This window comes from Streptomyces sp. NPDC054834, from assembly GCF_053611185.1.
On record NZ_JBSGZV010000066.1, the window covers coordinates 25,524 to 38,251 of the forward strand.

Annotated in this window: 14 protein-coding genes and 2 pseudogenes; 9 read left to right on the forward strand and 7 right to left on the reverse strand. The window is 67.9% G+C overall.

Going from position 1 to position 12,728, the window contains the following annotated elements; genetic code table 11:
- Positions 1–96: 96 nt before the first annotated feature.
- The 4 genes from ACWGJM_RS44775 to ACWGJM_RS44790 all read left to right on the forward strand — a co-directional run bounded on the left by ACWGJM_RS44775 (position 97) and on the right by ACWGJM_RS44790 (position 3,898).
- Positions 97–1,299 (forward strand): cytochrome P450, encoded by a 1,203-nt coding sequence (locus ACWGJM_RS44775; protein WP_453417539.1) that lies wholly within the window; start codon positions 97–99, stop codon positions 1,297–1,299.
- Complete coding sequence (locus tag ACWGJM_RS44780; protein ID WP_453417540.1) at positions 1,296–1,517, forward strand: ferredoxin; 222 nt, start codon at positions 1,296–1,298, stop codon at positions 1,515–1,517. The genes ACWGJM_RS44775 and ACWGJM_RS44780 overlap by 4 nt, the downstream gene beginning before the upstream one ends.
- A 135-nt stretch (positions 1,518–1,652) precedes the next feature.
- A complete protein-coding gene (locus tag ACWGJM_RS44785) occupies positions 1,653–2,690 on the forward strand; it encodes an NlpC/P60 family protein (protein ID WP_453417541.1) in 1,038 nt (345 codons plus the stop codon).
- Between the two features lie 134 nt (positions 2,691–2,824).
- Complete coding sequence (locus tag ACWGJM_RS44790; protein ID WP_453417542.1) at positions 2,825–3,898, forward strand: fatty acid desaturase family protein; 1,074 nt, start codon at positions 2,825–2,827, stop codon at positions 3,896–3,898.
- A 58-nt stretch (positions 3,899–3,956) separates the two neighbouring features.
- Here the strand turns inward: ACWGJM_RS44790 and msrA are convergent, their stop codons facing one another.
- The 5 genes and pseudogenes from msrA to ACWGJM_RS44815 all read right to left on the reverse strand — a co-directional run bounded on the left by msrA (position 3,957) and on the right by ACWGJM_RS44815 (position 7,614).
- Entirely contained in the window at positions 3,957–4,478 is a 522-nt protein-coding gene (gene msrA, locus ACWGJM_RS44795) for a peptide-methionine (S)-S-oxide reductase MsrA (RefSeq protein WP_453417543.1), read from the reverse strand.
- A gap of 108 nt (positions 4,479–4,586) precedes the next feature.
- A pseudogene (locus ACWGJM_RS44800) lies at positions 4,587–5,342 on the reverse strand (S8 family serine peptidase); the annotation flags it as partial.
- Positions 5,343–5,437: 95 nt separating this feature from the next.
- A complete protein-coding gene (locus ACWGJM_RS44805; RefSeq protein ID WP_453417544.1) occupies positions 5,438–6,397 on the reverse strand; it encodes a hypothetical protein in 960 nt (319 codons plus the stop codon).
- 51 nt (positions 6,398–6,448) lie between these two features.
- Positions 6,449–7,261, reverse strand: coding sequence for a hypothetical protein (locus tag ACWGJM_RS44810; RefSeq protein ID WP_453417545.1), 813 nt, complete (start codon positions 7,259–7,261; stop codon positions 6,449–6,451).
- Complete coding sequence (locus ACWGJM_RS44815) at positions 7,258–7,614, reverse strand: alpha/beta fold hydrolase (RefSeq protein ID WP_453417546.1); 357 nt, start codon at positions 7,612–7,614, stop codon at positions 7,258–7,260. The genes ACWGJM_RS44810 and ACWGJM_RS44815 overlap by 4 nt, the downstream gene beginning before the upstream one ends.
- A 180-nt stretch (positions 7,615–7,794) precedes the next feature.
- On the opposite strand from ACWGJM_RS44815, the gene ACWGJM_RS44820 reads away from it, so the two are divergent.
- Positions 7,795–8,010: a hypothetical protein gene (locus tag ACWGJM_RS44820; RefSeq protein ID WP_453417547.1), complete on the forward strand. Its 216-nt coding sequence runs from the start codon at positions 7,795–7,797 to the stop codon at positions 8,008–8,010.
- Between the two features lie 23 nt (positions 8,011–8,033).
- Positions 8,034–8,165, forward strand: a complete 132-nt coding sequence (locus ACWGJM_RS44825) for a hypothetical protein (RefSeq protein WP_453417548.1) — start codon at positions 8,034–8,036, stop codon at positions 8,163–8,165.
- Between the two features lie 77 nt (positions 8,166–8,242).
- On the opposite strand, the gene ACWGJM_RS44830 is transcribed toward ACWGJM_RS44825, so the two are convergent.
- The gene (locus tag ACWGJM_RS44830) at positions 8,243–9,532 is read right to left on the reverse strand and encodes a phosphatase PAP2 family protein (protein ID WP_453417549.1); all 1,290 of its coding nucleotides are present in this window, start codon (positions 9,530–9,532) and stop codon (positions 8,243–8,245) included.
- A 599-nt stretch (positions 9,533–10,131) separates the two neighbouring features.
- On the opposite strand from ACWGJM_RS44830, the gene ACWGJM_RS44835 reads away from it, so the two are divergent.
- Together ACWGJM_RS44835 and ACWGJM_RS44840 are read left to right on the forward strand one after the other, a co-directional pair.
- Positions 10,132–10,524, forward strand: a complete 393-nt coding sequence (locus tag ACWGJM_RS44835) for a hypothetical protein (protein WP_453417550.1) — start codon at positions 10,132–10,134, stop codon at positions 10,522–10,524.
- Positions 10,496–10,742: pseudogene (locus ACWGJM_RS44840) on the forward strand (ISNCY family transposase); the annotation flags it as partial. The gene ACWGJM_RS44835 and the pseudogene ACWGJM_RS44840, both read left to right, overlap by 29 nt.
- A 290-nt stretch (positions 10,743–11,032) precedes the next feature.
- On the opposite strand, the gene ACWGJM_RS44845 reads toward ACWGJM_RS44840, so the two are convergent.
- Positions 11,033–11,905 (reverse strand): NmrA family NAD(P)-binding protein, encoded by an 873-nt coding sequence (locus ACWGJM_RS44845; RefSeq protein ID WP_453417551.1) that lies wholly within the window; start codon positions 11,903–11,905, stop codon positions 11,033–11,035.
- A gap of 101 nt (positions 11,906–12,006) precedes the next feature.
- Between ACWGJM_RS44845 and ACWGJM_RS44850 the strand changes: the two genes are divergently transcribed.
- The gene (locus ACWGJM_RS44850) at positions 12,007–12,639 is read left to right on the forward strand and encodes a TetR/AcrR family transcriptional regulator (protein WP_453417552.1); all 633 of its coding nucleotides are present in this window, start codon (positions 12,007–12,009) and stop codon (positions 12,637–12,639) included.
- The last annotated feature ends 89 nt before the right edge of the window (positions 12,640–12,728 follow it).

Sequence of the window (12,728 nt, forward strand, 5' to 3'; positions counted from 1 at the left end):
CTGGGAAAACGCGTTTATTTGGATTGACACTATCCCGAACGCAACGTAGCGTTCGAGCAGTTTCAAACACGTAATATCGCGAGACGAGGAATGGCCATGAGCGAGTCCCTCCACACCGTCACAACGCTGCCGACGGCACGTCGGTCCGGCTGCCCCTTCGACCCGCCGGCCGAGCTGCTCGACGCACGCCGGCACGGCCCCATCAGCCGCTACACCCACCCCGGCGGAAAACCCGGCTGGCTGATCACCGGATACGACCTGGTCAGGTCGGTCCTGGCCGATTCGCGGTTCAGCTCGCGCAAGGAGCTCCTGAACGTGGGCGACTTCGAGGTCCCCCCGCCGCCGCCCGGTGAGTTCCTCCTGATGGACGAGCCGCAGCACGGGCGCTATCGCAAACCGCTGGTGGGCAAGTTCACGGTCCGGCGAATGCGACTTCTCACCGAGCGCATCGAGCAGATCACCGCCGACTGCCTGGACGCCATGGAGAAGGCCGGACCGCCGACGGACCTGGTGACCGCGTTCGCCAAGCCCATACCCACCATCGTCATCTGTGAGCTCCTGGGGGTGCCGTACCAGGACCGGGGCTCCTTCCAGGAGCAGATCGACACGTTCATGGGAGGGGAGACGAGCGACGAGGAGCTGCTGGCGGCCTACACCGCGACCCAGGAGTACCTCGCGGAGCTGGTGGCCGCCAAGCGCGCGAACCCCACCGACGACGTGCTCAGTGAACTCACCGACAGCGATCTGACCGATGAGGAGCTGAAGGGGATCAGCCTGATCCTGCTGGCCGCCGGATTCGACACCACCGCGAACATGCTGTCCCTCGGCACCTTCGCGCTGCTTCAGAACCCGGCGCAACTGGCCGCGCTGCGCGCCGATCCCGCTCTCACCGACCGGGCCGTGGAGGAGCTGCTGCGGTATCTGAGCGTCGCCAAGACGTTCATGAGGACGGCCCTGGAGGACGTCGAACTGGGCGGCCGGACCATCGAGGCCGGCACGACGGTCGTCCTATCGTACAACACCGCCAACCGCGACCCCGAGCGCTTCGCCGACCCGCACGTGCTCGACCTCCGGAGGCAGGACGCGAGCGGGCACCTGGCCTTCAGCCACGGCATCCACCAGTGCCTGGGTCAGCAGCTGGCCCGCGTCGAGATGCGGGTCGCGTTCCGCGCACTGGTCGACCGGTTCCCCACACTGCGCCTCGCCGTACCGGCTGAAGAAGTCGGCCTGCGCCCTGAGGCCGCGGACATCTACGGCGTGAAGAGCCTCCCGGTCACCTGGGACAAGGAGCAGTCATGAGGACGTCGCGCCTGCTCGTCGACCGTGAACGCTGCATCGGCGCCGGAATGTGCGCCCTGACCGCCCCCGAGGTCTTCGACCAGGATCCCGACGACGGCCGGGTGTTCCTGCTGAACACCGAGCCGCCCACCGCCCATCGCGCGGCCGCGCAGATGGCCGCCGGGGTCTGCCCCTCCGGGGCGATCACCCTCAACGATCCGGAACCCGGCGGCTCCTGACGCCGGGGCGGCCCCAGCGGGACCGGGAAGCGCACGACGAACGAGGCTCTCCATGCAAACATTTGATCTGATCGTAAGAAAGTCATTAAGGTCTGCTCGAACCCCCGCTCAGGTGATCACTCAGAAGGAGTGACCGTGGCGTCACATCGTCGACCCAAGCAGCCCAGTCGCACGCGCGTGACCGTGCTGACCACCGCGGCTGCCGCCGCCGTCGCGCTCAGCGCGAACGCCGCCAACGCCGCGCCCAGCGAGAAGCTGAGCAAGAGCGAGGTCAAGGCGAAGGTCGACAAGCTCTACGAGGAAGCGGAGCAGGCCACCGAGAAGTACAACGGGGCCAAGGAGAAGCAGGAGAAGCTCCAGAAGGAGATCTCCACCATCCAGGACAACGTCGCCCGCGGCCAGGAGGACCTGAACAAGCTGCGCGACGGCCTGGGTTCGATGGCCACCGCCCAGTACCGCTCCGGCGGCATCGACCCCTCGCTCCAGCTGCTCCTGTCCTCCGACCCGGACGACTACCTCGACAAGGCCTCCACGCTCGACCAGTTGAGCAGCCAGCAGGTCGAGGCCCTGAAGAAGATCCAGGACAAACAGCGCGAACTCGCCCAGGAGCGCGCCGAGGCCACCGAGAAGCTCAAGAACCTCGCCTCCACCCGCACCGAGCTGGGCAAGAAGAAGAAAGAAGTCCAGGACAAGCTCGCCGAGGCGCAGAAACTGCTCAACACCCTGACCGCCAAGGAGAAGGCGGCGCTCGCCGCCGAGCAGGAGCGCGCCAGCCGCTCCTCCACCGAGCGCGTCGACCTCGGCGACACCCCCACCGGCTCCGGCCTTGCCGCCGCCGCGTTCTCCGCCGCCCAGAGCAAGATCGGCTCGCCCTACGTCTACGGCGCCACCGGCCCCTCCTCCTACGACTGCTCGGGCCTGACCTCCTGGGCCTACGCCCAGGCCGGCGCCTCCATCCCACGCACCTCCGAGGCACAGGCGGGTATCGGCACCCGCCTCACGCGGAGCCAACTCCAGGTCGGCGATCTGGTCTTCTTCTTCAACGACCTGCACCACGTCGGCCTGTACGCGGGCAACGGCCAGATCCTCCACGCCCCTCGCACCGGCACGGTCGTACGGTACGAGTCGATGGACACCATCGGTGGCCCGTTCATGTTCGGTGTCCGCGTCTGACCCACCCCCCTGCTCACCTGCGATTACGGACGCGCCCTGGGGAAAACCCCCCAAGGTTGGTGGGGCCGGCCTCGGATGCGTACGGTGGCTGGCAGGCTTCTTCGGGCAGTACGGCCGTCTCCAGAATTCTCGGCATGACGATCCCTCCCGATACCTCCGTCGCAGCCCGTCGCTCGGCCGTCGATGCGGGCACGTCGCGCCCCGGCTCCGGCAGCGACTTCGCCAGACTGTCCCAACGGATCGCCGAGGCCGGCCTGCTGGAGCGGCGCCCCGGCTACTACACGGTGCGGCTCGGTCTCGTGATCGGGCTGTTCGCTGCCGGCTGGGGAGCCTTCTTCGCTCTCGGCGACACCTGGTGGCAACTGGCCGTGGCCGCCTTTCTCGCCCTGGTGTTCGGGCAGGTCGCTCTGGTGGCGCACGACCTGGCTCACCGGCAGGTCTTCCGGCGTCGCCGGCACAGCGAGATCGGAGGACGGCTGTTCGGCAATCTCGGTATCGGCATGAGCTACGGGTGGTGGATGAACAAGCACACCCGCCACCACGCCCATCCCAACCATGAGGAACTGGACCCCGATGTCTCCCCGGACATCCTGGTGTGGTCCACCGAACAGGCCCGCGCCAGCCGGGGCGTGGCCCGCCTCTTCGGCGGTCATCAGGCCCTGCTGTTCTTCCCGTTGCTGACCCTGGAAGGCTTCAACCTGCACGTCGCGAGCCTGCGGGCGCTGCGCTCACCGTTCATGAAGAACCGGCTGCTGGAGGGCGCTCTGCTCCTGCTGCACATCGCCGCTCTTGTCTCCGCCCTGTTCCTGGTGCTCTCACCGGGCAGGGCGGTGGCGTTCCTCGCCGTCAACCAGTGCTTGTTCGGCGTCTACCTGGGCTGCACCTTCGCTCCCAACCACAAGGGCATGCCCACGATCACCGGTGAACAGCAGCTCGACTTCCTGCGGCGCCAGGTGCTGACGTCGCGCAACGTGCGCGGCGGCTGGTTCACCGACGTGATGCTGGGCGGGCTCAACTACCAGATCGAGCACCACCTGTTCCCGAGCATGCCCACGGTCCATCTGCGTCGGGCCCAGGTGATCGTGCGGCAGTACTGCGCCGAGACCGGGGTGCCGTACCACGAGACCGGACTGATCCAGTCCTACCGCGAGGCCCTGACGCACATGCACCGCGTGGGAGAGCCGATCAGGCGGCAGCGCAGGGCGTGATCAGCGGCGGGGGAACGTGCCTCGGCAGCGGGACGAGGCACGCTCAGCCCGTGGGGCTTCAGCTCGTCGGGGACGAGGTACGGCGCGGCAGCTTCCAGTTCGGTCGCGGGAAGTGGCAGGTGTAGCCGTTCGGGTAGCGTTCCAGATAGTCCTGGTGCTCGGGCTCGGCCTCCCAGAAGTCGCCCACGGGCTCGACCTCGGTGACCACCTTGCCCGGCCACAGGCCGCTGGCCTCGACGTCCGCGATGGTGTCCAGGGCGACGCGGTGCTGTTCCTCGTCGGTGTAGAAGACGGCGGACCGGTAGCTGCGCCCGATGTCGTTGCCCTGGCGGTCCCTCGTGGTCGGGTCGTGGATCTGGAAGAAGAACGCCAGGATGTCGCGGTAGCTCGTGGTCATGGGATCGAAGAGGATCTCGATGGCCTCGGCGTGGTCGCCATGGTTGCGGTACGTGGCGTTCGGTGTGTCGCCGCCGCTGTACCCGACGCGGGTGGACACCACGCCCGGCTGCTTGCGGATCAGGTCCTGCATGCCCCAGAAGCAACCGCCCGCCAGCACGGCTCGCTCGGTCTGCGTTGTCATCGGTTGCTCCCTCACGTTCGAGCCGCTGTCCGGCGCGGTCGTTCACGTACGGTTCTCACGTTCATCCAGCTTATTACTACCGGCGGGTAATCATCGAGCGGGCCGGTTGTGCGGACCGGGCACCATGGAGGTGCCGGAGATCGTCTTGGCCCCCTGGTCGCTGTCGTTCCAGTCGGAGGTGATGTCCGAGCCCGGCGCGTACAGGTCCACGACCTTGCCGAAGTCGGAGAAGTCCGACTGGGCGTCGTCCTTGCTGCCGGAGGCGACCGTGGCGGCCTCGGGGACGCGGGCCGGCGAACTCCGCCCCGCGTCCGCCGTCTCGTTGCCGGCGGCGACCGCGAAGGTGACACCCGAGGCGATGGCCTTCTTGACCGCCTCGTCGAGCGCGGGGTCCCCGCCTCCGCCGAGGCTCATGTCGGCCACCGAGGGACCGTGGTGGTTCTTGGTCACCCAGTCGATGCGTACGCCGGTGTCGATGACGTACGCGGTCACACCTTCCCCGGCCCTGTCCGGGTAGGTGTACGTGCCGTCGCCGGCCGTTTCTGTCTGGCCGATGCGGTCCAGACCCCAGGACGGCGGGTTGTCCTGGGCGGCATCGATGTGGAACTTCTTGTTCTGGACCACCGTGGCCACCGCCGGGTCCGCGGCGAGGCGCTTGGCCTCCGTCTGGGTGAGGCCGGCGGCGCAGAAGCCGTTGACCGCCGAGCCGGAGGTCCGGCTGATCTTGCCGCTGTACTCGGCGGCCAGGTCCCGTCTGCCGGCCGGGGACGCCTTCTGGTCCAGAAGGGCGGCGTAGCTGCCGGCCACGGCTCCTTCGGCATCCAGACCGTAGACCGTGCCCCCCGCGGACTGTCCCGCCCGGGCCCAGACGTGCAGCACTTCACGCTGGTTGAATCACCGAGGAACAGACCAGAATCATCCGTGCTGATTTCTTCACCGTCCGCTCACCGGGAGGCGGATCACCCGCCGACGGACGCTCTGCGCTGCGCCTGCTCGAACTCGTTCAGCGGGTCGCCGCCCGCTGCCCGCCAGGGCCAAGGGACGACGACTCCGCCGAGCGCCTCGAAGGCCGCACGGGCTTCGTGGCGCCGGTCGGCGGCCATCAGGGCGTAGGCGAGGATGTTGAGGTCGGCGAGTGCCCTGGCGTGACGGAGCGATCCCGGCTGCACCCAGATGTGGGCCACGCGGTCGAGGGCCTGGGCGGCCATCATCTGGGACCAGTGATTCCGCGCCACCAGCGCTTCGAAGCCTCCCCGGCCGAGGACGGAGTGGTACTGGAAGACCTGGGCGGTGAGTTCCGTCGCCACGCAGGGCACGTTCGCGGGCATGCGCGCGCGCAGGGCGTCCACGAACTCCAGGACCTGGATGCGCGATCCCGCTTCCTCCGGGGTGAGATAGCCCAGCATGTTCTGGTAGGCCTCGCGGTTCCAGCGGTCGCGCACGAGAACCTCGTTCCACACTCCGAACACCTGCGGCTGCTCCCAGCGTTCCAGGCGGGCCGCCCCCAGGGCGACCACCCAGGGGGTGGGGTCCTCCGGGGCGAGCTCGGTGGCCCGGAAACAGCTGTCGATCACACCGGCCGCGTCCTCCAGGCTCCCCTGGGCGCGGGCACGGACCAGCTCGCTCCATGCGTACAGCACGAGTGCGTTCGCGTTGCGCGGCTCGCGCTTGGCCCAGGAGCGCGGCAGGTGCGATCCGGCCAGGAAATCGGCCAGGACGCCCATGCGGTGCGCCCGCCGGTCCCAGTCGCCCGGGTCCCGCTCCAGCAGACGGGATATCTGCGCCACGCACAAGTCCGTCGTCGCGATCGTTCCCGACCTCGTGGTCGCCCGCAGGGACTTCAACAGCTTGCCCAGGTCCCGGTCGTCGAGTTCCGGGGCAAGGCGGGACCTTCTGCGGCGACTTGAAAGAATGGCCATGCTGGGAAGCTAAACGGGACGGGAAATCACACAAGACCCGAGCCGACATCGTTATGGATTACACGTCTCAGCTGGGGTTACTTGCTCGTATGCCGATACAGACACTCGGTGATCGAGTACGAGTGGGCGCCCGTTCCCGCCAGCGCGCCGCCGCCGATCGGCCGGCTCACGGGTCTCGGTGTTCCGGTGAACCCCGCCTCCGCCAGGTGGGTCGGGAACCCCTGCACAGCATCCGCGCCCCAGCGAACTTCGGCCGCCGAAAAGGCGGTTGTGCCGCCGATTCCCACCATCCGGATACGCGCCCCCGGGCAGGTTTCGATGATCGCCTCCGGCACGGTCCCGATGTCCGCTTCCGGCAAAACACTCCACGATGCGGCGGGCGATGGCCGGGGCGAGGAGGGCGTCCCCGGTGCGGATCAGGCGGACGGCCGCCACCAGGTGTTCCGGGGTGACGTCCTTGAGCAGGAAGCCGCTGGCGCCGACGGCCGGGGCGTCGTAGACGAGCTGGTCGAGATCGAACGAATCGAACGTGGTCAGCATGATTACTCGCGGCTCGCCGGAGGCAAGGACCCGCATGTCGCCGCGCGGGGACTCGGCGGCGACCTCGGCGTGCGGGCCGCGCTTGACCTCGTTGATCTCGCGCAGCAGTTCCGCGGGCCACAGGTGGGACTGGGTGGCGTCGTGCCCCATGGCCGTGAGGACGATCAGCGGCACGTCCGGGGTGGCCGGGGCGTGCCGGAACTCGGCGGAGACTTTGTCGGAGAGGTTCTGGTTCTCGCGCGAGGCGGCCCGCCAGGTGGCGAGGTGGCGCTCGGCCGAGGGCTCGCGTACCGGCTCCGGCCAAGCGGCGAAGTGCTGGATCATCTGGTCACGGGACTGCTCGAGCTGCTCCGACGCGGGCTCGGCCGACTATTCACTCTGCATCTGATGCAGCATCTCGTCGGGCTTCTCCCGTACCTGTCGGGGAGCGTGGTCGCCAGGTCCTCGTGGAAGGGGTCGAGCAGGAGCAGGCCGGTCACCTCGTCGGGGAAACGCCGGCCGTAGTGGCGCGCGTAGGCCCCGCCCAGGGAGTGGCCGATCAGCAGGTACGGGCCCGGAACGGCGCCGGCGTGGAGGAGTTCGCACAGTTCGTCGGTGACTTCGGCTGCGGTGCGGGGCAGCTCGGCAGGGTAGCTCCAGCCGTTGCCTCCGCGGTCGTGGAGGACGCTCGTGGTCAACTCGGCGACGCGGTCGTGGTGTTGAGGTAGTCCGGCTCACCAGCCCCACCCCCGCCAGGGACACCGCGGTCGGGCCGCCGGCGCCGGAGCGGTGCGGCATCAGGCGACGACCGCCGCCCATGTCGTGCAGGCGTCCCAGGGAGGCAGTGTGCGGGTCATGGGCTGCTCCTGTGCGCTGCCGTGCGGGTGCACGGCGCCGTCGAGCGCCACTACCGGCTGCGGCGCGAGCGCGCGGTGATCGACGCCGACGCCGCCGCGTCGGTTCCGCCCGAGGACCACCGACGAGTGTTCGCCGTGGCGATGGCGGCCCTGCCGGCCGAGTTCAACGCCTACCTCGACCGGCCCGGTGCCGCCCCCGCCGCAGACCTGGTGGGCTACCGCCAGCACGCGATATGACCCAGCCGCGACGAACTCACACAATGATCGGCGAGATGCGCGACGTTCTGATGCGCAGGATCACCAACGAACCCTCGCCCGAGCGCACCCGCTACCTGATCAGCCCCATCCTGTTCCCCGCAGAGGAAGCACCCGCAGCCGGCGGCGAGAATTGAGGTCTGCTTCCTCTGTCACGATCGCAGCCAGGTGATCCGTACGCCGTCGCACAGCGCACCACTCCCCGCAACGTGGTTCAAACCAGTTCGGGTTGCGGTTCCGGCTCCGGTCTCCCCGCTGGTGCGGCCGTCGGTTCCCACCGTTTGGTGGCACGTATGTAGCCGTGGACCACTGAGGTCATCGCGAGAATGAGAAGTGGTCCGGACACCAGTGGATGTCCGGCCATCTCCACCGGCAGATAGCGGTACGACACCAAGAGCGCGGCGAACACCGCCGTACCGTGGGCGACCAGCTGGATTCCCGCCCGGTCCCAGCCCCGTTCGTGCGAGCGCAGAGCCGCCTCGATCGTGAGCGTGAACACCGCGCCGGCCACGAGATCCGCGCCGTAGTGGAGGCCGAAGCCCAGCGTCGCGCCGAGCGTGGCGACCAGCCAGAACGCGCCTGCGAAGCGCAGTACACGCGGGCCCCTGCGGGAGTGGATGAAGATCGCGGTGGCCCACGCCGTGTGCAGGCTGGGCATGCAGTTGCGCGGGGTGACCTCGTCGAATGACATCGGGTGCGGCGAGTTGAACGGCGGCGGCGTGTTCGGCCACAGGTCGGCCGTCGCCCAGTGCCCGCCGTCGGCGCCATAGGCGAAGACCGGTCCGACCACCGGGAAGACCATGTAGATGGCCGGCCCTAGGAGGCCGATCGCCAGAAAGGTTCGCACCAGATGATGGCGTGGAAAGCGGCGCTCGGCCGCCACGTTGCGCAGCTGGTACAGGGCGACGACGACCGCGGCCACCGGCAGCTGAGTGTAGACGTAGTCGAGGAGATGGGCGCCGATCGGACCGGTGTCTCTGACAAGCCGGCCTACCACCCACGACGGGTTGCCCAGCGCGTGATCGGCAGTCGCCACGTACTGGTCGAGCACCGCGGGGCGGGTCTTCGAGGTGATGAGCAGCCAGGTGTCGCCGGTCTTGCGGCCGGCCACCAGCAGCAGGGCCAGGCCGACGCCCTTCAGCAGCAGGATCCGTTCCTGGCCGGTGCGGCGCGTGACCGCGATGACCGCATAGCCCAGAATCACCCACAGCGCGCCGTTGCCGAAGGGGTGGCCGCCGGTCATCTTGGCTCCGACCGCCAACCGCACCAGCAAGAAGGCGAAGTCGATGCCGATCGCGGCACCAGCCGCGATGAACCGTTGCCGCGGGGTGAGCACCACCATCATCAACGCCAAACTGGCGTACAACAGGAATCCCGATTTGGGGAGGAATATCACCTCTCGCGCCTGGTTGGCAATCGGCCCCGGCAGGCCGTAGCGACGTGCGGCGATCTCCAGCGCGATGAGGAATCCGAGGATGGCCACACCCGCCGTGGCCCACAGCATCGCCCGTGGCCGACGCCACGCGGCAGACGCAGTCCTGCAGTTTTCTCGCGAAAACACCCGCGATGCTATAGATCTCAATTCTTTGGCCGATTTGTTAGAGGTTGGCTAAATTAAGTCACTTGCCGTGCTGGATGACGCGCTTTTCCAGTGCAGGACGGACATTGGGGGCCGATCGTCGTGAGTTCGAACATGCTAGCGGAGCGGTGCGGGTGAGCTCCTCTGGTTATGGGTGCGAGGTCAGTGGGACGGGATGTCCACATACCGCCAGTACGCCGGACTCGATCGGTCAACAGCGGACACTGCCTGGGGGCCGCACGCATAGCCCGCCCCAGAACTATGTTGGTTCGCGTCGCCATCGCCCTCGGCGTCACCTCCGTCAGCACCCTCATCCTGCCCGCCTGCTCGGCCAACACCAACAAGACACAGCCCGCCCCATTCCACGCCGGTGGCCCAGCAACCTCCCAGCGGACGAAATTCTGCTGACGTCCGCCGAACTGACAACTCGGCTCCTCGACGAAAGCGACTTCGGTAGCGGATACACCCGCAGACCCGACAGCCCGGCACAGCACGACGACGTCACCGTCCTCGGCTGCCCCGCCTTGAACGAGCCGGGCGGCGACGCGGCCACTGGAAGCTCGCTCGACTTCCCCCGTCGCGCGAAGGTCACCTTCACGTACGGCGGCAGCAGCGACTCGGAACTCTCCGAGGAGCTGTACAGCGACACCAGCGGCAAGCTGTCCGACGGCATCAGCCGGATCTTCGACGCCATGACCGGCTGTCCGAAATACCAGATTCTCTCCGGTGACAGCCCTCTCGACGTCAGCGCGCAGAAGTGGGGCCAGCTGCTGACCTTCTCTGTCGGCGGGCGAAACAGCGTCGTCAAGCAGACCGCGATCCGCAAGGGCGGCCTGCTCCTGGTCGTCTCCGGCTCGCCGGCCCTCGTCGACGGACACATCGCCAAGGCCCTCGCCAAGGCGACAGCGACCGGCTGACGCCAGCTACTTGCCCCGGAAGAAGTCGCTCGCCTCGTGGCGGGCTGTGTTCGCCGAGCGGCTGGGCCGACTTTCGGTGCCGGTCGAGACACTGCTGCGACTGCTGTATCTCACGCTCGCTACCAGTGCTGTGCCGGGAGGTCGCGGACTCGCTGAGCTGACGACGGTTCTGCCGTATTTCCCTGAGTTCCCCTGTGCCGCACCTGACGTTGTTGATCTAAATGATGTGCTGCGGCGGCGCGCAGACCGTAGAGCAGCTCGACATCGTGGCGTTCGGGACAGCTCGCGCGAGTGGTCGGGGTGCTGGCCGAGACGGCGGCCGGCACTCGCCGGGCTGCTGGCCGGTCTTCACCTTCGCTGATCGGCCATTGCGACTGGCCCTCGCACCGCAAGCGGTCGAAGAAGCCGGCCGCGCGGTAATGGGGGCCACGACGACGCCCGCGTCGCACGAGCTCTGCCGTGGCTGTCAGGGGAGCTGGTCGAGCAGTTCCTGACGGTGTGCGGTGGCCTATGAGCCGAGGTGGATGGGCTTTCGGCCGAGAAGGTCCTCGACCGTGCTGGTGGTGACCGCGGAGTAGTCGAAGCGGCCTTCGTAGGTCTGTCGCGCCCAGATCAGTGTGCTGGCCGCGTACGCGGGGTCCATGTTGGCGGGCGCGGTGTCCAGGCCGGCATCGATCATGCGCCGCAGATCGTCCGGGGTCAGGACCAGTGCGGGGATCTCCCGTCCGAGGGCGGCGGTGAGGACCTCGGCCACCTCGGCGCCGTTGAGGAGATCGGTGGACAGGTAGTAGTCCTTGCCCGCATGTGTGTCGGGGCCTTCGGCCAGGACCTTGGCTACGACCGCTGCGATGTCGTCGCCGGCGATCCAGCCGACCTGCTTGTCGCCCATCGGCCACACCATCTGGCCGTCCCGCAGCCGGTTGATGCCCAGCAGGTTCTCCATGAACACGTGCGGATGCACATTCGCCCAGGCCAGCTTCGAGCCGGCGATGTAGCGCTCCACCAGTTCGTGCCACGCGAAGTGCGGGTCGGTGGAGCGTTTGTCGCTGAACACACCCAGGTGCACCAGGAAGCTGACGCCGGCGTCCTCGGCGGCGTCCACCAGGGCCTTGGTCTGGTGGTTCATCGCCGAGGTGTAGCCGGTCATCAGGAATACCCGGTCGATGCCCTCCAATGCGCCGGGGAAGGTGTCGGGGTCGTCAAGATCGATGCGGACCGCTTCCTTCCCCTCTTTGATCCACTGCTCGACGGTCGTCTCGCTGCGTGAAGCGCGCACCGGGACCGCTTGACCGGGTGCCGCCTCCAGCACCTTCACGACCGCCGCTCCGGTGCGGCCGGTGGCCCCGAGGACCAGCACCCGCGGGGTGTCTGTATTCCGCATCTGTCGCTCCTTACCTGGTACGAAAGCAATCACTTTCGTATGACACGATAGTCATCGCTGTCGTATGCTCTGTCAAGTCGACAGAAACCGGAGAAAGAACCGTGCGGACCTGGGCCGAGAACGACCCCAAAGCGCGCCTGATGGCGCGCAAGCGCGAGGCGATCATCAACGCTGCGCTCGCGGCCTTCCTCGAAGAGGGTTACGGCGGAAGCTCGGTCAACCGCATCGCCGCGAGCGCGGGCGTGTCCATCACCACCCTGTACCGACACTTCGACAGCAAGGACGATCTCTTCGTCGCCGTGATCCAGGAGGCCTGCGACACCTCAGCGCAGACCACAGACCCGCAATGGCTGAACCTGCCGCCCCTGGAGGGCCTGACGGAAGCGGGCTGCGAACTTCTCCAACACATCCTGGCCGAACAGCAGTTGTCGCTGTTCAGGGTGGTGGCCCGGGACGCGCAGCGCTTCCCCGAGCTCGGCCGCCGCTACCAACAGGAGATTCTCGGAGACCGCATAGCCCTGTTCACGCGACACCTGTCCCACTGGCCGGCGAAGCTGCGTTCCAAGGTCAGCGACCCCACACGGGCCGCGCACGTCTTCTCCGCCCTCCTCCAGGCGGAGATCGTTGACACCGCCCTGCTCGGCGGACCGGTCCCCGAACCGGCCGCCATACGAATCCGCTCCCAGGAGGCTGCGAACGACCTGCTGGCCCTCGCCGAAGCCGGACGGCTCTAGGGCCTGTGTGAGGTCGTGATCATTCTCGGGTTCTGGTCCCGTGCGGGGGTGGGACCTGGTAGGACGCTGAGTGTGACACGTATGCAACT

Excerpts from the sequence above, each read along its gene's own strand:
- ACWGJM_RS44830 (WP_453417549.1), bottom strand. The coding sequence starts at position 9,532 with ATGCTGTGGGCCACGGCGGGTGTGGCCATCCTCGGATTCCTCATCGCG.
- ACWGJM_RS44780 (WP_453417540.1), top strand. The coding sequence starts at position 1,296 with ATGAGGACGTCGCGCCTGCTCGTCGACCGTGAACGCTGCATCGGCGCC.
- ACWGJM_RS44790 (WP_453417542.1), top strand. The coding sequence starts at position 2,825 with ATGACGATCCCTCCCGATACCTCCGTCGCAGCCCGTCGCTCGGCCGTC.
- ACWGJM_RS44805 (WP_453417544.1), bottom strand. The coding sequence starts at position 6,397 with ATGGCCATTCTTTCAAGTCGCCGCAGAAGGTCCCGCCTTGCCCCGGAA.
- ACWGJM_RS44810 (WP_453417545.1), bottom strand. The coding sequence starts at position 7,261 with ATGATCCAGCACTTCGCCGCTTGGCCGGAGCCGGTACGCGAGCCCTCG.
- ACWGJM_RS44775 (WP_453417539.1), top strand. The coding sequence starts at position 97 with ATGAGCGAGTCCCTCCACACCGTCACAACGCTGCCGACGGCACGTCGG.
- ACWGJM_RS44845 (WP_453417551.1), bottom strand. The coding sequence starts at position 11,905 with ATGCGGAATACAGACACCCCGCGGGTGCTGGTCCTCGGGGCCACCGGC.
- msrA (WP_453417543.1), bottom strand. The coding sequence starts at position 4,478 with ATGACAACGCAGACCGAGCGAGCCGTGCTGGCGGGCGGTTGCTTCTGG.
- ACWGJM_RS44825 (WP_453417548.1), top strand. The coding sequence starts at position 8,034 with ATGATCGGCGAGATGCGCGACGTTCTGATGCGCAGGATCACCAACGAA.